Raw genomic sequence first — 19352 nt, forward strand, 5'->3', positions numbered from 1 at the left:
GGCCGCGCGCCCGACTACGAGGGCAGCGTGCAGACCATCGCCGTGGACACCGAATGGCAGGGCCGTGGCGTGGGCAAGGCGCTGTTCGAGGCGCTGCTGGCCCGGGCCGACGAGGTCGCGGCGCCGGTGTTCCTCGAGGTTCGCACCGACAACGACGTGGCCATAGCGTTGTACCGGTCGCGCGGCTTCGAGCAGCTGGGGCTGCGCCGCAGGTACTACCAACCGTCCGGGGCGGACGCGTACACCATGGGCCGCCCCGCGGCGGTCCGACAGGAGGAGAAGTCGTGACCGGCGACCGCATCGTGCTGGGCATCGAGTCCTCGTGCGACGAGACCGGGGTGGGCATCGTCCGGCTCGGCGCGGACGGCTCCATGCAGCTGCTGGCCGACGAGGTGGCCTCCAGCGTCGAGCAGCACGTCCGCTTCGGCGGCGTGGTGCCCGAGGTGGCCAGCCGCGCGCACCTGGAGGCCATGATCCCGACCATGGGCCGGGCGCTGGAGAAGTCCGGACTGACCCTGGCCGACGTGCACTCCATCGCCGTCACCGCCGGGCCCGGCCTGGCCGGCGCGCTGCTGGTCGGCGTCTCCGCCGCCAAGGCCTACGCCGCCGCGCTCGACAAGCCGCTCTACGGCGTCAACCACCTGGCCGGGCACGTCGCCGCCGACACCCTGGAGCACGGCCCGCTGCCGTCGCCCTGCGTCGCGCTGCTGGTCTCCGGCGGGCACTCGCAGCTGCTGCTGGTCGAGGACCTGGCCGGCAAGATCACCGAGATCGGCTCCACCATCGACGACGCCGCCGGCGAGGCCTACGACAAGGTCGCCCGCGTGCTCGACCTGCCCTATCCCGGCGGTCCGCCCATCGACAAGCTGGCCAAGACCGGCAACGGCTGCGCCATCGCCTTCCCGCGCGGCCTGACCGGCCAGCGCGACGCCAAGTACGACTTCTCCTTCTCGGGCCTCAAGACCGCCGTCGCCCGCTGGGTCGAGAACCGCGAGCGGGACGGCCTCGAGGTGCCGCTGGCCGACGTCGCCGCCTCGTTCCAGGAGGCCGTCGCCGACGTGCTCACCGGCAAGGCCATCCGCGCCGTCAAGGACCTCGGCCTCGACACCCTCGTCATCTCCGGCGGCGTCGCCGCCAACTCCCGCCTCTCGGGCCTGGCCGCCGAGCGCTGCGCCGCCGCCGGCATCACCCTGCGCGTGCCTCGCCCCCGCCTCTGCACCGACAACGGCGCCATGATCGCCGCCGTCGGCGCCCACCTGGTGGCCGCCGACGCGGAGCCGTCGGGGCTGGATCTGGCCACCGATCCGGGCCTGCCGGTGTCCCAGGTTCAGATCATGTGACAAGCAGGTGGGTGGGGCCGCGCCGGAGGCGGCTCCAAGGGTGCCAGTTGAAGCGCTGGCACTCGCGTGGGTAGAGTGCTAGTCGCACGGCACCAACTACCGCCCCGGCCCCCGCGACGGCGGGGTGGCAGGCGCCGTCGGTACCTGCCAACGCTTTCGACGACCGTGGAGGTCAACCCGGTGAGCGTGAACATCAAGCCGCTCGAGGACAAGATCCTCGTCCAGGCCAACGAGGCCGAGACGACGACCGCTTCCGGTCTTGTCATCCCGGACACCGCCAAGGAGAAGCCCCAGGAGGGCAAGGTCCTGGCCGTGGGCCCGGGTCGCATTGACGACAAGGGCAACCGTGTCCCGCTGGACGTCGCGGTCGGCGACGTCGTCGTCTACTCGAAGTACGGCGGCACGGAGCTCAAGCACAACGGCGAGGAGTACCTCATCCTCTCCGCGCGCGACGTGCTGGCCGTCATCAACTGACGCTGCTTTCTCCGCTCAGGCGCCCCGGCAGCCCACTCCGGGCCGCTGGGGCGCCTGTGTGCTTAAAACCTGAGAAAGGCTCGTAATGCCCAAGCAGATCAGCTTCGACGAGGACGCTCGTCGGGCTCTGGAGCGCGGCGTCAACAAGCTGGCCGACGCCGTCAAGGTCACCCTCGGCCCGCGCGGCCGGCACGTGGTGCTGGACAAGAAGTTCGGCGGCCCGACCGTCACCCTCGACGGCGTGACCGTGGCCCGCGAGATCGAGCTCGAGGACTCGTTCGAGAACCTCGGCGCCCAGCTGGCCAAGAGCGTCGCCACCAAGACCAACGACATCGCCGGCGACGGCACCACCACCGCGACGGTGCTGGCCCAGGCCCTGGTCCGGGTCGGCCTGCGCAACGTGGCCGCCGGCGCCAACCCCACCTCGCTCGGCCGCGGCATGCAGGCCGCCGTCGACCACGTGGTGGAGTTCCTGAAGAACAAGGCCACCCCGATCAAGGGCCGCGACAACGTCGCCCAGGTCGGCACGGTCTCCTCCCGCGACTCCTCGATCGGCGCGCTGCTCGGCGAGGCCATCGAGAAGGTCGGCGAGGACGGCGTCATCACGATCGAGGAGTCCTCGACGCTGGCCACCGAGCTGGAGATCACCGAGGGTGTCCAGTTCGACAAGGGCTACATCTCCGCCTACTTCGCCACCGACCCGGAGACGCAGGAGGCCGTCTACGACGACGCCTACGTCCTGCTGCACCGCGAGAAGATCTCGGCCCTGGCCGACCTGCTGCCGGTGCTGGAGAAGGTCGCGCAGTCGGGCAAGCCGCTGCTGATCGTGGCCGAGGACCTCGAGGGCGAGGCCCTGTCCACGCTGGTGGTCAACTCGATCCGCAAGACGATCAAGGTCGTCGCGGTGAAGGCCCCCTACTTCGGCGACCGCCGCAAGGCGTTCCTGGACGACCTGGCCACCGTCACCGGCGCCCAGGTCGTGGCGGCCGAGGTCGGCCTGAAGCTGTCCGAGGTGGGCCTGGAGGTGCTGGGCACCGTCCGGCGCGTGCACGTCACCAAGGACAACACCACGATCGTCGACGGCGGCGGCAAGTCCGACGACGTCGCGGGCCGGGTGGAGCAGCTCCGCAAGGAGATCGAGGCCCCGACTCCGACTGGGACCGCGAGAAGCTGCAGGAGCGGCTGGCTAAGCTGTCCGGCGGCGTCGCGGTGATCACGGTCGGCGCCGCCCCCCGAGACCGAGATGAAGGAGCGCAAAGCACCGCATCGAGGACGCGGTCGCCGCCACCAAGGCCGCGGTCGAGGAGGGCATCGTGCCCGGCGGCGGTTCCGCCCTGGTGCACGCGGCCAAGGAGCTGGCCGACAACCTGGGCCTGACCGGCGACGAGGCCACCGGCGTGCGCATCGTGCGTGACGCCCTGTCCGCGCCGCTGTACTGGATCGCCAGCAACGCCGGCCTTGAGGGCGCGGTCGTCACGTCCAAGGTCGCAGACCTGGAGTGGGGCTCCGGCTTCAACGCCGCCACCCTGGAGTACGGCGACCTGCTGGGCGCCGGCGTCATCGACCCGGTGAAGGTGACCCGCTCCGCGATCGCCAACGCCGCCTCCATCGCCCGCATGGTGCTCACCACGGAGAGCGCCGTCGTGGAGAAGAAGGAAGACGAGCCGGCCGACGCGGGCCACGGGCACGGCCACGGCCACGGCCACTGAGATCTGAGGCAGACGAGAAGTGCCCCCTCCCGAGAACGGAGGGGGCACTTTCCATGCTGAGCGCGGCTTCGCGCCGGTGCTTCGCACGGTTGGCACATTTTCGAGCGCCGCCACCTGCGCGCCCCACCACCGAGCCCAATGCGGCGCTCGAAAATGTGGCAAGGGCGAGGCGCCGGATCAGAGCGAAGCCGCCCCGCGCGGAACGCGCGGCAAAGACTCGGCCGGATCCCATTGGGAGCGGTGCTCGCGGCGGCCGACGAGGAACCACATCACGCTGCCGATCAGCGGCATGGCCCAGATCAGCAGGAACCACACGATCTTCATGCCGGCGTTCTGGCGTGACCCGATCACGCCCACCACCGCCAGCACGGCGATCAGCACATGGGCGATGGCCAGCGCGGCCAGCCCGACCAGCGCCACCCCGGCGAACATCTGTCCGAACTGCACTACCGCCGTGCTGGGCATCCCGACCATCCCCTTACGTCCCCGTCGATAGGAACGAAGTTAGGGCGGGCGGCCGTCATCGGGCGTCCACCGCGGAGATGGTCGTCGGGTCATACCTCAGGCCTACGACGTGAGAACGAGCTGACGACGCCTCGACTTCAGGATGGTGTCCCGCTCGGACTCGGACATGCCGCCCCAGATGCCGTACGGCTCCTGGACGGCCAGTGCGTGCCGGCGGCACATGTCCAGCACCGGGCAGCTCTGGCAGACGGCCTTCGCCCGGGCTTCACGCCGGGACCGGGCCGGCCCACGCTCGCCGTCCGGATGAAAAAAGAAGGCGCTGTCCATGCCCCGGCAGTTGCCGTCCAACTGCCAGTCCCACACGTCCGCGTTCGGACCGGGGAGCCTCCGGGTGTCTGCCATCGAGAACCGCCTCCTCGCCGGGTCGGTGCCCATCGTGGTTGCTCCGTATGGCTTAACTGTGATCACCGTAGAACCGCGCCAAAACTTGTTCAAGAGTGTTCGGGCGGGAAGTTGTTCATTCCTGCCGACGAGTGATCAACGCCGTCCACGTCTGGTGGCGCAGGTCACACCGAGTGACGTGAGTTGCCGCTGTGAGAAGGTGCCCGGACCATGTCCACCGTGACGACTCAGCCGGAGCCCGTTCCACGGGAGCGCGCCACCGGCGAACCGATGCTCTCCGTTGCGGCAGTTGCCAGGCGGCTCGGCGTAGCGCCGGCGACGCTGCGCACCTGGGACCGCCGCTACGGCCTCGGCCCGACCGATCACACGACCGGTCGGCACCGCCGGTACGGAGATCGGGACATCGCCCGGTTGGAACTCATGCAGCGGGCGTTGCTGCGCGGAGCGTCACCGGCCGAGGCCGCCCGCTACGCGTTGAGCAGCACGTTGCCCGAGCAAAGGCTGACCGTGCAGCCCCCGCCGGCCGAGTTGCCGGAGCTGATCGTCGGCGGCGACGCGGACGACGGCGAGCAGGTCAGCACCGGCGGCCGGGTGCTGCGGCTGCCGGGTGTGAGCCGGCAGGCGCGCGGCCTCGGCCGGGCCGTGATGGCCATGGACGCCGCAGCCGTGCAGCAGCTGCTGCGGGACGCCCTGGCCGAGTTCGGCGTGCTCGTCACCTGGAACACCATGATCCGGCCCGTGCTCACGGGCATCGCCCAGCGCTGGCGTCACTCGGGCGAGGGCGTCGAGGTTGAGCACCTGTTCACGCAATGTGTCTCCGCCGCGTTGTCGGCGGCCCAGATCGGGGCCCCGGTGCCGGTGAATCCGCGGCCGGTGCTGCTCGCGTGCGTGCCGGAGGAGCAGCACAGCCTCCCGCTGCAGGCCCTGGCCGCCGCGCTGGCGCAGAAGGGCGTCGGCACGATGATGCTCGGGGCGGCGCTGCCGGCCGACGCATTGGGAGCGGCCATCCGGCGGATCGCGCCCGCGGCGGTCTTGCTCTGGGCTCAGCTACCCAGGTACGCCCACTGCACCTTGTTGACGGAGTTGCCACGCACCCGGCAGCGGATCCGGCTGTTCGTCGGCGGCCCCGGCTGGCAGCAGAGCAAGCTGCCGCCGCACGCGGAGCCGCTGGACTCGCTGTCCGCCGCCGTGGACCGCATTTCCTATGTGTTGCTGGGCGCCGATGGATGAGTACCTGAGGGACGCGGCCTTCGGCGGCAGTCCCGGCGCGGACGTCAGCAAGGCCGTCCTGGGCACGCCACGGCAGCGCTGGCTGGCCGCCGTGGTGCTCGGCGGCCAGGGCCGCTACGCCGCCGCCACGGCGTTGCTGACGGAGCTGCGGCACACCTCCGATCCGGTGCTGGCGTCACTGGCCGCGAGCACGCTGGCCTCCCAACGCCGCCAGGTGGGTGGTCACGCCGCCGCCCGGCGGCTGGACGGGGAGGCCCTGGCCCGGCTGGCCGGCGTGGAACCGGTCGCCGACGACCCCGACTGCGTGGACGCCGCCGGGGCCCTCGCGGACGCGCTCACGGGGCTCGCGGCGGATGCGATCGGTGTCGGCGGGCCCGCCCGTCGCCTGCATGTGGTGGCGGCCGACACGGTCGAGCGATTCGGCGGTCACCGCTGGCGGTCGGGGGTGCGGCTGGACTGGGTCCGCGCGGAGATCGAGTTGGCCTCCGGCCGGCCGGAAGAGGCCCTGGAGCCGGCCCAGCGGGCGGTGGACACCGCGACCGCCGCAGGGGCGATCCGGCACCGCGTCAAGTCCCGGATGGTGCTGGCCGCGACGCTCACTAATCTGCACGACGGGGTCTCGAAAGAGCGGGCTGAAGCCCTGTTGGAGTGTGATGTGCGTCACAACGAGGTGCTGGGACTACACCCCCTGGTGTGGCCCTGCGCACTGCTGCTGGCCCACCTGCGACCCGATGGGGCCGATGCCTGGCTCGAACGGGCTAAAGGGGTGCTGAGCTGCGTGTTGCTCCGAGCCGATCCGGCCGCCCGAACGCTCGCGGCGGCCTCCGTCTGGGTGCCGTGAGCCCGCTGCTCCGTTCCGGGGAACCCGGCCTGGCGGACATCCGGGCGAACTACTTGACGGATTAAGCACCGGATCGTGTCAAGGTTCCCGGCCCGGCGTCCGATAGGGGAAGTGGAACGTCACTCGGCTGTCGGAAAGGAGTCCCCGTGACTACGGTCTTGATCTGCGATGACCGCCGCAGCGTGCGGGAGGGGCTGACGCGTGTCATGTCGGCAGTCCCTGGGGTCAGTCGCATCGACTGTGTGGCACACGGTGACGAGTTGTTGGCGCGGTTCTCCCGGCAGCCGGTGGATGTCGTACTGGTGGGAACCCAGCGCGCCGTGCCGACCGGTGTCGAGGCGACCCGCCGGCTGGTCTCGGCCAACCCTCAGGCCAACGTCATCGTTTTCGGAGCGCCGGACGACGCCGGCAGCATCGCCGCCGCCATCGCCGGCGGAGCCCGCGGCTACCTGCGCTGGGACGCGTCCCGGCCGGAGCTGGTCGCCGCCCTCGCTCACACGCTGGCCAGCACCTCGGTGCCGGCGCCCCGCCAGCCGTCCGACCCGGGCGTGCAGCTCACGGAGCGCGAGCTCCAGGTGCTGCGGGGCATGAGCCAGGGCAAGAGCAACGGACAGATCGGCCGCGAGCTGTACCTGTCCGAGGACACCGTCAAGACGCACGCCCGCCGGCTGTTCCGCAAGCTCGGCGTCCGTGACCGCGCCCAGGCCGTCGCGCACGGCTTCCGTCGCGGTCTTGTCTCGTAGGTTCGTCTTTTCGGCCAGCACCGCCGCCAGTGTCGGGGACGCCACAGTCACACCGGGCGTCCCCGGGCGGAGAGCGGGGACCGTGTCTCCCCGCTACTCACGCCGTCACTCATGCCACCCCCATTGGTCCAGCTCAGCGATCCGTTGGGCTGGACTGGTCCGTGTCTACGGTCGGACGCGACTTTCCGTGACCAAGGGTGACCCGTCGCAGCGTTACATCCGTCGGTGTCGCCCGGTACGGTGAGTCCCGACCGGGTTGAGCGACCAACGTCTCGCACGCCGACCGCGTCGGTGTGCCCAGAAGTAACACCAGGGCTGTTGTCTGCGATGAGCACTACGGGGGACGGACTGGACGCCGCAGTGAGCGCTGCCGTTGATGGCGACCGCCAGGCCATCGAGCGTGTCCTGGCGTCTGTCCGCCCTTTGGTGGTGCGGTACTGCCGCGCCCGTGTCGGCAGGCAGGAGAGGTCTTTCGCCTCGGCGGACGACGTCGCCCAGGAGGTGTGTCTCGCGGTGCTCACGGCTCTGCCTGGTTACCGCGACCAAGGCCGACCCTTTCTCGCCTTTGTGTACGGCATCGCCGCGCACAAGGTCGCCGACGCCCATCGGGCGGCTGCCCGCAACCGCTCCGAGCCCGTGCCCGAGGTCCCGGACGCCCCGGAGACCGACGCCGGGCCCGAGCAGCGCGCCATGCACGGCGAGCTGTCCGAGCGGATGGCGCAGCTGTTGCGCATCCTGCCCGCCAAGCAGCGGGAGATCCTGTTGCTCCGGGTGGTCGTCGGGCTCTCGGCCGAGGAGACGGCGGACGCGGTTGGCTCGACCCCGGGCGCGGTGCGCGTCGCGCAGCACCGCGCGTTGGCACGACTACGCAAGACGCTGGCAGCGGAGGAGGTGGTCTGAATGTCCGAGCAGCACGGGCCCGGCAATTCGGGGCCACGCGATACTTAGTTACGTTGTGGACATTCATGTACTTCAGCACATCCCAAAATGAAGTTTAGGTGTGGATACTCCTGTATTATGGTGATCATTGGGCAACTATTGAGATGTTTGCCGAGCCGACAGTCGTGGTCCCGTGCCCAAAGGGGATTGTAGCTTTGCCGTGTCCCGTTTTTCCCTCAGTTTCAGATCGCTCTGGCAAATTTGACTTGTGGGCTGTACAGGTTGGCTGCTCCGTCTGCGCTATATCTTGACCTATCCGTTCAATTCTCGCGCCCCAGCACCCGAGCGTTCGAGGTCAGTGTCAATCCCGCGTGAAACGAATGACCATCGGTGTTGGCTATAGTTTTTACTCAGCGTCCAATTGGTACAACTATGTGCTTGGATACCTTGTTCTCTGCAGCCCGCACTCGAGCAGCACGGGCCCGGCGATGAGGATGCCGCCAAGAGAGAGTGGCCGATGAGAGGCCATTTCTCGGGCAGTCTTGGCGGGAGCAGACCGGTGCTCACCGGTGATGACCCGCTGTACCCCGAATCGATCAACGGGTTCGAGTTCGGCGCCGCCGAGGTGCCGGTCGACCTGGGCGCGGTGCGTGCCGACGACGCGCTGCTGGACGCACTGGGCGGGGGCAATCCCGAACTGAACTCCGCGCTCGCCGGCCACGAGCTGAGCGCGCTGCTGCTGTCCTGGCGCCGCGATGTCGACGGCGAGCCCTTCGGCGAGCTGGTGGACACCGAGACCGCGGCCGAGACGGTGCTCGCCGCGCGGCGGTCCGCGCGCCGCCGACGTCCCCTGCTGGTCCCGCTGGCCACCGCGGCCGCGGTCCTGGCGATCGCCTTCACCGGCGTCAGCCTGGCCGCGCGCGACGCCAGGCCCGGTGACGCCCTCTGGGGGCTGACCCAGATGCTCTACACCGACCACGCGCACTCGGTCGAGGCCGCGGTCGCCGTCGAGTCCGACCTGAACGCCGCCCGCTCGGCGCTCAACCAGGGCCGCATCGGCGACGCCCGCACGGCGCTGGCCAACGCCGGGAGCTCGCTGCCGCTGGTGTCCAACGAGGACGGCCGCACGCAGCTGTCGAAGACCCACGAGAGCCTGGTCAACGAGCTGAACACGAGCACGTCGACGCCTCCGTCCTCGCCGCAGCAGCCCACGTCGCCGTCGCTGACCTCGGTCACCACCACCACGACGACGGTGCCGACGACCACCACGACGTCGCCGACGCCGACCACGACGACCACCACGACCACGACCACCACCACGACGACGACCACGTCGAGCAGCGCGTCGAACAGCGCCGGCAGCGGCAAGAACGACCCGCCCGTGCCGAGCGACGATCCGCCCGGCAGCGGCAACTCGTCGGCCAACAGCACGCCGACCAGCTGACCGATTTCAGCGAAAAGGGCGGTTCCCTCGGGAACCGCCCTTTTCACGTCACACTGTGAGCTTGGTCGCAGTTCAGCGGGCGCTCTCCCGCTCGTTGACGCCGTCGGCGTAGCCCCGGCAGTACTCCCAGCTCACGTAGCAGGCCGGGTCCGGATCGAAGGCCGGCTCGTGCGGCCGCATGTGGCCGTCGTGCAGCAGCTGTTCGAGGCTGGCCTGCAACAGGGCCCAGTCGTGGTAGTGCGGCTCGTCGCAGTCGCCGCAGTCCACCACCACGCCGCGGACCCCGCGCGGCTGGAGGAGGGCCTGGTAGACGGCCAGGTCGCTGAGGTCGTTGATCAGCTCGGCGCGTTCCTCCTCGCCGATCGGATCGTGCTCATGGTCGTGGTCGTCGGCATCGCGCAGCGCCCGAGCGGGGTCGTCGGGGTCGCCCGCGAAGGGGTCTGGAGGCAACGCGTCGTGCGGCACGACCCCGCACGGTACCGCGCCGGTCCACCCCTGGCTCCCGATACCATGGTCAGAGGCGCTCCGCCTGCGAAAATCCACCCTTTGTAGTCAGTGCAGGAAGGCCAGAGGCCCGAATCATGACCGAGCTCCCCGCTCAGGAAACGCCGTCGAAGTTCGCCCTGCTCGGACTGACCTTCGACGACGTGCTGCTGCTGCCCGCCGAGTCCGACGTCATCCCGAGCCAGGTCGACACCTCGACCAAGCTTTCCCGCAACGTGACGCTGCGCATTCCGCTGGTGTCCGCGGCCATGGACACCGTGACCGAGGCCAGGATGGCCATCGCCATGGCCCGCCAGGGCGGCATCGGCGTGCTGCACCGCAACCTGTCGATCGAGGACCAGACCGCGCAGGCCGAGGTGGTCAAGCGGTCCGAGGCCGGCATGGTCACCGACCCGGTGACCTGCGCCCCCGACGCCACGCTGGCCGAGGTCGACCGGCTGTGCGCCAAGTTCCGCATCTCCGGCGTGCCGGTGACCGACCCCGACGGCAAGCTCATCGGCATCATCACCAACCGGGACATGCGGTTCGAGGTGGACCACAGCCGGCCGGTGAGCGAGGTCATGACCAAGGGCCCGCTGGTGACCGCCCAGGTCGGCGTGTCCGCGGAGGCCGCGCTGGGCCTGCTGCGTCGGCACAAGATCGAGAAGCTGCCCATCGTGGACGGCAACGGCAAGCTGCGCGGCCTGATCACCGTCAAGGACTTCGTCAAGACGGAGCAGTACCCGAACGCCACCAAGGACCCGGACGGCCGCCTCATCTGCGGCGCCGCGGTCGGCGTCGGCGAGGACTCCTACAGCCGGGCCATGAGCCTGGCCGAGGCCGGCGTGGACGTGCTGATGGTGGACACCGCGCACGGCCACTCCCGCAGCGTGCTGGAGATGGTCGCGCGGCTGAAGAAGGACCTCGGCGAGACCGTCGACATCGTCGGCGGCAACGTGGCGACCCGGGTCGGCGCGCAGGCCATGGTGGACGCGGGCGCGGACGGCGTGAAGGTCGGCGTCGGCCCCGGCTCGATCTGCACCACCCGCGTCGTCGCCGGCGTCGGCGTGCCGCAGATCAGCGCCGTCTACGAGGCCGACCAGGCCTGCCGCCCGGCCGGCGTGCCGGTGATCGCCGACGGCGGCATCCAGTACTCCGGCGACATCGCCAAGGCCATCGCCGCCGGCGCCAGCGCGGTGATGATCGGCGGCCTGCTCGGCGGCACCGCCGAGGCCCCCGGCGACCTGATCCTGGTCAACGGCAAGCAGTTCAAGATCTACCGCGGCATGGGCTCGCTGGGCGCCATGCAGTCCCGCGGCGAGGCCAAGTCCTACTCCAAGGACCGCTACTTCCAGGACGACGTGCTCAACGAGGACAAGCTGGTCCCCGAGGGCATCGAGGGCCGGGTGCCGTTCCGTGGCCCGCTGTCCCAGGTCACCCACCAGCTCATCGGCGGCCTGCGGGCCGGCATGGGCTACACCGGCTCCAGCTCCGTCGCCGAGCTCCAGACCAAGCAGCTGGTGCGCATCACCGCCGCCGGTCTGAAGGAGTCTCACCCGCACGCAGATGTTAATTGGGTCTGTATCGATACTCCAGTACGTAGTTCCGTATGTTGGAAGTAAGGCTAATCGTCAGCCATAAGGTCCCGCACGAAACTACGCACGAATGAGGACCAGGCATCGCCGCGCCATGACCACAGCTCCAGCGATTTACCGTGAAAATGAATCCATGTAATGCCGAAGCCTTACTACAAAAATCGTCAAGGCCGCTCGTGACCGGTGCCTTCCCTTGCCGGATTTCGATCGCCCGCGTCGGCTTGGTGGTGGGTCGTGTCGGATGGCGGGCGATCGAAATCCGGCGACGGTCCAGGCACCGGCGCGGCCTCGCGGATCAGCGTGTGAGCGGGTCACATATCCTGTGCCGGTTGCCTTGAGGAGGGACTCGCCGTGCGGGACTTGGTCGAAATCGGGATGGGTCGCTCCGCGCGGCGGGCTTACGAGCTGGACGACGTCGAGATCATCCCGTCGCGCCGGACACGGTCGTCCAAGGACGTGTCGACGGCGTGGCAGATCGACGCCTACCGCTTCGACATCCCGCTGATCACGCACCCGTCGGACGCGGTGGTCTCGCCGCGCACGGCGGTCGCGATCGGCGAGCTGGGCGGCATGGGCGTGCTCAACGCCGAGGGCCTCTGGGCCCGGCACAGCGACGTCGAGGACGCCATGTTCCGGCTGACCCGGGCAGCCGAGGAGGACGACCCGCTGGCCGTCACCCGGCTGCTCCAGGAGCTGCACTCGGCGCCGATCCAGGCCGACCTGCTCGCCGAGGCGATCAAGCAGGTGCGGGACTCCGGCGTCACCGTCGCGGTGCGGGTCAGCCCGCAGCGGGCCGCCGAGCTCACGCCGGACCTGCTGGCCGCGGGCGTGGAGATCCTGGTGCTGCAGGGCACGATCGTGTCGGCCGAGCACGTGGCCCGCGACGGCGAGCCGATCAACCTCAAGCAGTTCATCGCCGACCTGGACGTGCCGGTGATCGCCGGCGGCGTCGGCGACTACCGCACCGCCATGCACCTGATGCGCACCGGCGCGGCGGGTGTGATCGTCGGCTACGGGCACTCCAGCGGCGTCACCACCACCGACGCCGTGCTGGGCATCGGCGTGCCGATGGCCACGGCCATCGCCGACGCGGCGGCGGCCCGCCGTGACTACCTCGACGAGACCGGCGGCCGGTACGTGCACGTGATCGCCGACGGCGGCGTGCACTCCAGCGGCGACATCGCCAAGTCCATCGCCTGCGGCGCCGACGCCGTGATGCTGGGCGAGTCGCTGTCGGCCGCCACCGAGGCGCCCGGCCAGGGCCTGTACTGGACCTCGGCCGCCGCGCACCCGTCGGTGCCGCGGTCGCGGGTCACCGTCGGCGCCGAGGCCGAGGTGGACCTGCGGACCCTGCTGTTCGGGCCGTCGGCCGACCCGGACGGCGCCGTGAACCTGTTCGGCGCGCTCAAGCGGGCGATGGCCAAGACCGGCTACTCCGACCTGAAGGAGTTCCAGAAGGTCGGCCTCACGGTGCGCGGGTGACCCTCGTGGAGCGGGACGGCGTCGCGCTGGTCGAGCCGACCCAGGAGGACGTGGACTACGTCCGGGAGCGGTACAACGGCGACTTCGAGCCCGACGACGGCGAGCGGGTGCACGACCTGGTCAAGGTGCAGATCCACCGGCTGCTGGTGGTGGACACCGCCACCCGCGACCGGCTGGGCCTGGTCAGCTGGCATGCCGTGATGTACGGGCCGACCGTCGGCTGTGTGGCCTGGAACATCGGCATCGGGCTGCTGCCGTCGGCCCGTGGTCGTGGTGTCGGCTCGCTCTCGCAGCGGCTGCTGGTGGAGCACCTGTTCGCCACCACGCCGTACGGTCGGATCGAGGCCGGCACCGACGTGGAGAACATCGCCGAGCAGCGGGCGCTGGAGAAGGCCGGCCTGCTCCGCGAGGGCTTGATCCGTGGGGCCCATACCCGCGGCGGTGTCCGCAAGGACATGGTCATGTACGGCGTGCTGCGGACCGATCTCTGAAAGTTCGTGCCGATGGGGTCGGCTACCTATGTAGACCTTCAAGGTCTACATAGGTAGCCTTGCGGCATGCCCGCCCGTCCTGACGCATCTCCGCAGACCCGCGCCGTGCTGGCCGCGCTGCACCGTGACCCGTCGACCTGGCGGCACGGCTACGACATCGCCAAGGAGACCGAGCTGGCCTCCGGCACGCTGTACCCGATCCTGGGCCGCTTGGCCGACCGGGGGCTGCTGGAGACCCGCTGGGAGCCCGACCCGCCGGAGGGGCGGCCGCGCCGGCACCTCTACCGGCTGACTGCCTCGGGTGTGCAGCGGGCGGCCGACGTCGGCCGCGAACCCGTGCGGGCGGCCGTGCCGCGACCGGCGATCGAGGGTGCGTCATGAGGCTGTTGGCGGTCGTCCTCCGGCTGCTGCCGCCGAATCGTCGGGAGTTGGGCCAGGCGCTGCTCGCCGAGTTGCACGCGGTACCGGCCGAACGCCGTGCCGCCTGGATCGCCGGCGGTGTGTGGTTCGTGCTCAGTCAGAGTTGGCTACGCGTCGGCGGCTACCTCGCCGGCGTGGTCGTCGCCGCGTCCGCGGTGGCGACCGTTGACCGGATCGGCACGTCTGACGACGCCGGGCAGGTCGTCCTGGCGGTGCTGCTGCTCGTGGCAACGCTGATGGGCGTCGCCGCGCCCAGGCTGGCGTGGCTGACCGGCCTGGTGGTCGGCGCGGCCGTCGGCGTTGCCCACCTGGGTGGTGACCCGTGGCTGTTCGTGCTCGTGGTGCCGGCGGTTGTCGCTGCTCAGCTGGGCGGCGGGGTGCGCAGGCTGGTGGCCCGCCGGCACTGAAGGGCTGGTGGAACCGGCCGGTTCCACTTAGCCTCGCTGTATGGGCCTACTGACGAGTAGCAACGGTGCTGCTGTCGACTACGACGTCGTGGTGGTCGGCTCCGGCTTCGGCGGCAGCGTCGCCGCACTGCGGCTGACCGAGAAGGGCTACAAGGTCGCCGTGCTGGAGGCGGGGCGGCGGTTCAGCGACGAGGAGTTCGCCAAGACCTCGTGGGACCTGCGCAAGTTCCTGTGGGCCCCGCAGCTGGGCTGCTACGGCATCCAGCGCATCCACACCCTGCGCAACGTCATGGTGCTGGCCGGGGCCGGTGTGGGCGGCGGGTCGCTGGTGTACGCCAACACCCTGTACCGGCCGCTCAAGCCGTTCTTCGCCGATCCGCAGTGGGCCCACATCACGGACTGGGAGGCCGAGCTCTCCCCGTTCTACGACCAGGCCAGCCGCATGCTCGGCGTGGTCACCAACCCCACCACCACGCCGTCCGACCGGGTCATGCAGCAGGTCGCCGCCGACATGGGCATCTCCGACTCGTACCACCCGACCCCGGTCGGCGTGCACTTCGGCGAGCCCGGCAAGACCGTGCCCGACCCCTTCTTCGGCGGCGTCGGCCCTTCGCGCACCGGCTGCACCGAGTGCGGCTCGTGCATGACCGGCTGCCGGGTCGGGGCCAAGAACACCCTGGTCAAGAACTACCTGTACCTGGCCGAGCGGGCCGGGGCGCAGGTGCTGCCCATGACCACCGTGACCGGGCTGCGTGAGCTCTCCGACGGCACCTGGCGGGTCGACACCCGCCGCACCGGCGCCCGCTTCGGCGGCCGCTCCTCGATCACCGCCGGCCAGGTCGTGCTGGCCGCCGGGACCTGGGGCACCCAGAACCTCCTGCACCAGATGCGTGACTCCGGCGCCCTGCCGCGGTTGTCTTCGCGTCTCGGCGAACTCACCCGTACCAACTCCGAGGCCATCATCGGCGCCGGCCGGCTCAGCTTCGACGCCTCGCAGGACTTCAGCCGGGGCGTGGCCATCACGTCGTCCATCCACCCCGACGCCACCACCCACATCGAGCCCGTTCGCTACGGCAAGGGCAGCAACGCCATGGGGCTGCTCCAGACCATCGCCACCGACGGCTCCCTGCCCACTCCCCGCTGGCGTCAGTTCCTCCGCTACGCCGTGCGGCACCCCGTCATCACCGCCCGCATGCTCTCCGTGCACCGGTGGAGCGAGCGGACCGTGATCCTGTTGGTGATGCAGAGCCTCGACAACTCCATCACCACCTACACCCGGCGGGGCAAGCTCACCTCCAAGCAGGGGCACGGCGAGCCCAATCCCGCCTTCATCCCCGCCGGCCACCTCGCCAACCAGCTCGCCGCCAAGCACATCGGCGGCGTCCCCGGCGGCACCTGGGGCGAGCTGGCCAACATCCCCCTCACCGCCCACTTCATCGGCGGCTGCGCCATCGGCACCTCCGCCTCCGACGGCGTCATCGACCCCTACCACCGCGTCTTCGGCCACCCCGGCCTGTCCGTCGTGGACGGCGCCGCCATCTCCGCCAACCTCGGCGTCAACCCGTCCCTGACCATCACCGCCCAGGCCGAGCGCGCCTTCTCCCTCTGGCCCAACAAGGGTGAGCCGGACCAGCGCCCGGCTGCCGGTTCCCAGTACCGCCGGCTGCCCCCCGTCGCCCCCAAACAGCCCGTCGTCCCGGCCGACGCCCCGGGAGCCCTGCGTCTGGGCTAGGTTCTTTCGCGATTCAGTATCATGAGACTAGGCTTCAAGCCTAGGGAGGTGATACTCATGGGCGAAAGAGCGGCCGGCGTGCCCGCCGTGCTGGCGCGTCGAGCCAACCGGGTCGTCCGGCCTCGGGACACCGCTGGCGTGTATGCGCACCCGCACGCCGAGATGGCCAGGTTGGTCGAGAACGGTGTGATCGTCCGACTCGCCACCGGCTACTACGCGGTGAAACCGCTGAACCGGCTCGGGATGGATGCCTGGCGGCCGGAGCTGGAAGCCGTCGCCCTTGGCGTCGCGATCGTCGATTACGGGACCGATGCCGTCGCGCTGATGGGTGTCAGTGCCGCTCGCCACCATGGTGCGGTTCCGCGAGCCGTTGCGGCGGCGACCGTCGCTGTTCCCAAGCAGCGTCCCGTGCTGCACACGGATGTCGGTGAGATCGGCTTCGTCAAGCGAGACACCAATCGCCTCGACGTCGAACGGGTCGAGACCGAACTGGTCACCGGATGGGTGACGACGATCGAACAGACCCTGCTGGACATCGCGGCCCGTCCCCACCGGTTCGGCCCCCATCTCGGTGATTTCGCCGAAACGATGGTGGCGCTGGGACGCCGTGCGGACCTGGCCCTGGTGGCGGAGTTGGCCGAACGGCAGCACCTGCCGTCGGCGCTGCGCCGGATACAGGCCGAATTGGACGTGGACCGTGCTTGAGCCCGAGGAACTCGCCGCCGTGGCGGCCGAGTACGGCGTCGCGGACAGCCAGGTGCGCAGGGATCACCTGATCAGTCACGTGCTGCTGGCGTTGTCGACGATGGATCTGCCGGTGACCTTTTTCGGTGGCACCGCACTGGCCCGCACCTTTCTCACGGATCCGGAGATCGGGGCGCGGCTGTCGGAGGACATCGACCTGTATGCCGTGGACCGGTCCGGTGTCGCGGCCGAGATCGACGAGCGGCTTCCGCGGCTGCTGCGGCGTGAGTTTCCGGGCACGACATGGGACCCACCGTTGCGGTCGGGCCGGTCCGTCGACCCAGGTCAACTGGTGACCGCCGACGGGCTTCGCGTTCGTGTCCAGCTGCTCGACGCGACCAAGCATCGGGCGTTCGCGCAATGGCCGGCTTCGATCCGCGAGGTAAGTCCGCGATATCGGGACATCAACAGACCGATCGAGCTGCGAGTGCCCACGCTGATGTCGTTCGCGGGCATGAAGACCGCCGCATGGTTGGACCGGAGCAAGGCTCGCGACCTGTACGACCTCTGGGGTCTCGCGATGCTCGGCGCGCTCACCGCCGAGACCGCGGACCGGGTCCGACGGATCACCGGCGCGACCGTCGCCCCCTACGGATTTCGATCGTTGCCGTCCGCGCTCGATTGGAATGTGCAGCTGGCACACCAGACCAGAACGCTGCCGGCGGCCGAGGAATGCCTGGCCAAGGTGCGTGGGGCGTACGCGGCAGCGCTCGACTGGCGGCTTCCGCCCGATCCGTTCGCCTAGTGCTCAGCCCGCCGGTGAGATGCGGAGCACGGCAGGTGTCACCGGAGCATGCGGCCAGGACAGCACGTAAAGGCCGGTGAGCGGTCCCGGGCTGTCATACAGCGGCCACGACTGATCGTTGCGAGACTGGGCAACGCGGGCGGTTCCGACGCGTCCTCGGGTCAGGAGGTGTCCAGATGGCGATCAGTCGGCGGGCGTTCATGCAGGTGGCCGGGTTGGGGGCGACGGCGGTCGCGCTGGAGGCGTGCGCGCCGGGCGGGCAGCCGGGCCTGGTGGCGTCGTCGTCGACGACGGTGACGCCGACCACCACGACGAGGCCGCCGGCGGTGCCGCCGGACTGGGCGAAGCTGCGCAGCCAGCTAGCGGGCAAGCTGGTGCTGCCGGAGGACGCGGCGTACGCGACGGCGAAGCTGGCGTACAACCCGCTGTTCGACAGCCGGAAGCCGGCAGCGGTGGTCCAGGTGGCGAACCCGAGCGACGTGCAGGCCTGCGTGGCCCAGGCGTACGCGTCGAGGATCCCGGTCGCGGCCCGCAGCGGCGGCCACAGCTACACCGGATACTCCACACCGGACAGTGGCCTGGTGGTGGATCTCGGTGCCATGAAAGACGTTCAGGTGAAGCCGGACGGCACCGCGACGATCGGGGCCGGTGCGCGGCTGATGGACGTGTACGCGGCGCTGGCGGACGCGGGCCGGTGTCTGCCGGCGGGGTCGTGCCCGACGGTCGGCATCGGCGGCCTCACGCTGGGCGGCGGCGTCGGCGTGCTGACCACGAAGTACGGCCTGACCTGCGACAAGCTGGTGTCGGCGCAGATCGTCACGGGGGACGGCAAGCTGCGCACGGTGTCGGCCTCGCAGGAGCCGGACCTGTTCTGGGCGCTGCGCGGCGGGGGCGGCGGCAACTTCGGCATCGTCACCTCCTTCACCTTCCGGACCGAGGAAGCGCCGCAGCTGACGGTGTTCCAGCTCCAGTTCCCGGGCGGCTCGGTCGCCGATGTGCTCGGCGGCTGGCAGCAATTCATCCCGACGGCCCCCGACGAGCTGTGGACGACGCTGGCCGTCTCCGGCGGCAATCCGCCGACCTGTCACATCACCGGCTGCTTCGTCGGCACGCCGGGCGGGCTGACTCCCTTGCTGAACAAGCTGATCTCGGCCACCGGCACCCAGCCGACCAACCAGTACTCGCTGTCCAAGTCCTATTTGGACGCCATGAAGTACTTCGGCGGCTGCTCCTCGTACAGCACCGCCCAGTGCTCGCCGAGCTGGAACGGAAACGGCGTGCTGAAAAGGGAATCCTTCACGGCGACCTCCCGCGTACTGGCCAAACCGTTGGCCGACACCGGAAAGTTCGCCGAGGTGATGGCCGGCCGCAGCGGCATGGACGTGCTGCTGGACAGCATCGGCGGCGCCGCCGGCCGGGTCGGCCCCTCCGACACCGCCTTCCCGCACCGCGGAGCCCTCGCCACCGCCCAGATCTACCAGGGCTCGACCGCCGCCTCCGCCCGCACCGCCGTCGGCGAGGTCCGCGACAACCTCGGCTCGGTCATCGGTGACGGGGCCTACGTCAACTACATCGACACCGGCCTCGCCAACTGGGGCACCGCCTACTACGGCCCCAACCTCGCCCGGCTGCGCAAGGTCGCCCAGCAGTACGACCCGGACGGCGTGCTGACCTTCGACCAGTCAGTGACCAAGGCGTAGTAACGGGCTAGGCGCCAGCCGCGACC

General features: G+C 70.2%; 20 protein-coding genes and 1 pseudogene. 18 read left to right on the forward strand and 3 right to left on the reverse strand.

Features of this window, described 5'->3' with window-relative positions:
• The 4 genes and pseudogenes from KUTG_RS30355 to groL form a co-directional block, all read left to right on the forward strand.
• The coding region (locus KUTG_RS30355) for a GNAT family N-acetyltransferase (protein WP_157495645.1) at nucleotides 1-288 on the forward strand (288 nt) is incomplete at its 5' end.
• Nucleotides 285-1340, forward strand: coding sequence for a tRNA (adenosine(37)-N6)-threonylcarbamoyltransferase complex transferase subunit TsaD (tsaD, locus tag KUTG_RS30360; RefSeq protein ID WP_043721609.1), 1056 nt, complete (start codon nucleotides 285-287; stop codon nucleotides 1338-1340). The genes KUTG_RS30355 and tsaD, both read left to right, overlap by 4 nt.
• Before the next feature lie 180 nt (nucleotides 1341-1520).
• The gene (groES, locus tag KUTG_RS30365; protein ID WP_025361320.1) at nucleotides 1521-1814 is read left to right on the forward strand and encodes a co-chaperone GroES; all 294 of its coding nucleotides are present in this window, start codon (nucleotides 1521-1523) and stop codon (nucleotides 1812-1814) included.
• 85 nt (nucleotides 1815-1899) lie between these two features.
• A pseudogene (groL, locus tag KUTG_RS30370) lies at nucleotides 1900-3523 on the forward strand (chaperonin GroEL).
• A gap of 177 nt (nucleotides 3524-3700) precedes the next feature.
• Here the strand turns inward: groL and KUTG_RS30375 are convergent.
• Nucleotides 3701-3988 carry a PLD nuclease N-terminal domain-containing protein gene (locus KUTG_RS30375; protein ID WP_198047360.1) on the reverse strand — a complete coding sequence of 96 codons (288 nt, stop codon included), beginning with the start codon at nucleotides 3986-3988 and terminating at the stop codon, nucleotides 3701-3703.
• Nucleotides 3989-4090: 102 nt separating this feature from the next.
• Complete coding sequence (locus KUTG_RS30380) at nucleotides 4091-4390, reverse strand: WhiB family transcriptional regulator (RefSeq protein WP_043731137.1); 300 nt, start codon at nucleotides 4388-4390, stop codon at nucleotides 4091-4093.
• A 210-nt stretch (nucleotides 4391-4600) separates the two neighbouring features.
• Here KUTG_RS30380 and KUTG_RS30385 point away from each other — a divergent pair, with 210 nt between their 5' ends.
• The 5 genes from KUTG_RS30385 (at nucleotide 4601) to KUTG_RS30405 (ending at nucleotide 9527) form a co-directional block, all read left to right on the forward strand.
• Nucleotides 4601-5620 (forward strand): MerR family transcriptional regulator, encoded by a 1020-nt coding sequence (locus KUTG_RS30385; protein WP_084579976.1) that lies wholly within the window; start codon nucleotides 4601-4603, stop codon nucleotides 5618-5620.
• Complete coding sequence (locus KUTG_RS30390; RefSeq protein ID WP_043721611.1) at nucleotides 5613-6461, forward strand: hypothetical protein; 849 nt, start codon at nucleotides 5613-5615, stop codon at nucleotides 6459-6461. Before KUTG_RS30385 ends, KUTG_RS30390 begins: the two co-directional genes overlap by 8 nt.
• A 146-nt stretch (nucleotides 6462-6607) precedes the next feature.
• On the forward strand, nucleotides 6608-7204 hold the full coding sequence (locus KUTG_RS30395) for a response regulator transcription factor (RefSeq protein ID WP_015805222.1): 597 nt from the start codon (nucleotides 6608-6610) through the stop codon (nucleotides 7202-7204).
• Between the two features lie 327 nt (nucleotides 7205-7531).
• Nucleotides 7532-8104 carry a sigma-70 family RNA polymerase sigma factor gene (locus tag KUTG_RS30400; RefSeq protein ID WP_043721615.1) on the forward strand — a complete coding sequence of 191 codons (573 nt, stop codon included), beginning with the start codon at nucleotides 7532-7534 and terminating at the stop codon, nucleotides 8102-8104.
• Between the two features lie 538 nt (nucleotides 8105-8642).
• The gene (locus KUTG_RS30405) at nucleotides 8643-9527 is read left to right on the forward strand and encodes an anti-sigma-D factor RsdA (protein WP_043721618.1); all 885 of its coding nucleotides are present in this window, start codon (nucleotides 8643-8645) and stop codon (nucleotides 9525-9527) included.
• Nucleotides 9528-9599: 72 nt separating this feature from the next.
• Here the strand turns inward: KUTG_RS30405 and KUTG_RS30410 are convergent, their stop codons facing one another.
• The gene (locus tag KUTG_RS30410) at nucleotides 9600-9992 is read right to left on the reverse strand and encodes a DUF5319 domain-containing protein (protein ID WP_043721620.1); all 393 of its coding nucleotides are present in this window, start codon (nucleotides 9990-9992) and stop codon (nucleotides 9600-9602) included.
• Nucleotides 9993-10108: 116 nt separating this feature from the next.
• Between KUTG_RS30410 and guaB the strand changes: the two genes are divergently transcribed.
• The 9 genes from guaB to KUTG_RS30455 all read left to right on the forward strand — a co-directional run bounded on the left by guaB (nucleotide 10109) and on the right by KUTG_RS30455 (nucleotide 19326).
• On the forward strand, nucleotides 10109-11632 hold the full coding sequence (guaB, locus tag KUTG_RS30415) for an IMP dehydrogenase (protein ID WP_052395581.1): 1524 nt from the start codon (nucleotides 10109-10111) through the stop codon (nucleotides 11630-11632).
• 324 nt (nucleotides 11633-11956) lie between these two features.
• Complete coding sequence (locus tag KUTG_RS30420; protein ID WP_043721624.1) at nucleotides 11957-13087, forward strand: GuaB3 family IMP dehydrogenase-related protein; 1131 nt, start codon at nucleotides 11957-11959, stop codon at nucleotides 13085-13087.
• On the forward strand, nucleotides 13084-13578 hold the full coding sequence (locus KUTG_RS61815) for a GNAT family N-acetyltransferase (RefSeq protein ID WP_052395582.1): 495 nt from the start codon (nucleotides 13084-13086) through the stop codon (nucleotides 13576-13578). The genes KUTG_RS30420 and KUTG_RS61815 overlap by 4 nt, the downstream gene beginning before the upstream one ends.
• 66 nt (nucleotides 13579-13644) lie before the next feature.
• On the forward strand, nucleotides 13645-13959 hold the full coding sequence (locus KUTG_RS30430; protein WP_043721627.1) for a PadR family transcriptional regulator: 315 nt from the start codon (nucleotides 13645-13647) through the stop codon (nucleotides 13957-13959).
• On the forward strand, nucleotides 13956-14405 hold the full coding sequence (locus tag KUTG_RS30435; protein WP_043721629.1) for a hypothetical protein: 450 nt from the start codon (nucleotides 13956-13958) through the stop codon (nucleotides 14403-14405). Before KUTG_RS30430 ends, KUTG_RS30435 begins: the two co-directional genes overlap by 4 nt.
• A 40-nt stretch (nucleotides 14406-14445) precedes the next feature.
• Entirely contained in the window at nucleotides 14446-16137 is a 1692-nt protein-coding gene (locus KUTG_RS30440) for a GMC family oxidoreductase (protein WP_043721631.1), read from the forward strand.
• Between the two features lie 78 nt (nucleotides 16138-16215).
• Complete coding sequence (locus KUTG_RS30445) at nucleotides 16216-16842, forward strand: type IV toxin-antitoxin system AbiEi family antitoxin (protein WP_052396710.1); 627 nt, start codon at nucleotides 16216-16218, stop codon at nucleotides 16840-16842.
• A complete protein-coding gene (locus KUTG_RS30450) occupies nucleotides 16835-17626 on the forward strand; it encodes a nucleotidyl transferase AbiEii/AbiGii toxin family protein (RefSeq protein WP_043721635.1) in 792 nt (263 codons plus the stop codon). Before KUTG_RS30445 ends, KUTG_RS30450 begins: the two co-directional genes overlap by 8 nt.
• Nucleotides 17627-17802: 176 nt before the next feature.
• Nucleotides 17803-19326, forward strand: coding sequence for an FAD-binding oxidoreductase (locus KUTG_RS30455; protein ID WP_043721638.1), 1524 nt, complete (start codon nucleotides 17803-17805; stop codon nucleotides 19324-19326).
• The last annotated feature ends 26 nt before the right edge of the window (nucleotides 19327-19352 follow it).

The organism is Kutzneria sp. 744 (assembly GCF_000568255.1).
Classification (GTDB): Bacteria; Actinomycetota; Actinomycetes; order Mycobacteriales; family Pseudonocardiaceae; genus Kutzneria.

Excerpts from the sequence above, each read along its gene's own strand:
- KUTG_RS30440 (WP_043721631.1), top strand. The coding sequence starts at position 14,446 with ATGGGCCTACTGACGAGTAGCAACGGTGCTGCTGTCGACTACGACGTC.
- KUTG_RS30400 (WP_043721615.1), top strand. The coding sequence starts at position 7,532 with ATGAGCACTACGGGGGACGGACTGGACGCCGCAGTGAGCGCTGCCGTT.
- KUTG_RS30455 (WP_043721638.1), top strand. The coding sequence starts at position 17,803 with ATGGCGATCAGTCGGCGGGCGTTCATGCAGGTGGCCGGGTTGGGGGCG.
- KUTG_RS30380 (WP_043731137.1), bottom strand. The coding sequence starts at position 4,390 with ATGGCAGACACCCGGAGGCTCCCCGGTCCGAACGCGGACGTGTGGGAC.
- KUTG_RS30430 (WP_043721627.1), top strand. The coding sequence starts at position 13,645 with ATGCCCGCCCGTCCTGACGCATCTCCGCAGACCCGCGCCGTGCTGGCC.
- guaB (WP_052395581.1), top strand. The coding sequence starts at position 10,109 with ATGACCGAGCTCCCCGCTCAGGAAACGCCGTCGAAGTTCGCCCTGCTC.
- KUTG_RS30375 (WP_198047360.1), bottom strand. The coding sequence starts at position 3,988 with ATGCCCAGCACGGCGGTAGTGCAGTTCGGACAGATGTTCGCCGGGGTG.
- KUTG_RS30390 (WP_043721611.1), top strand. The coding sequence starts at position 5,613 with ATGGATGAGTACCTGAGGGACGCGGCCTTCGGCGGCAGTCCCGGCGCG.
- KUTG_RS30385 (WP_084579976.1), top strand. The coding sequence starts at position 4,601 with ATGTCCACCGTGACGACTCAGCCGGAGCCCGTTCCACGGGAGCGCGCC.
- KUTG_RS30435 (WP_043721629.1), top strand. The coding sequence starts at position 13,956 with ATGAGGCTGTTGGCGGTCGTCCTCCGGCTGCTGCCGCCGAATCGTCGG.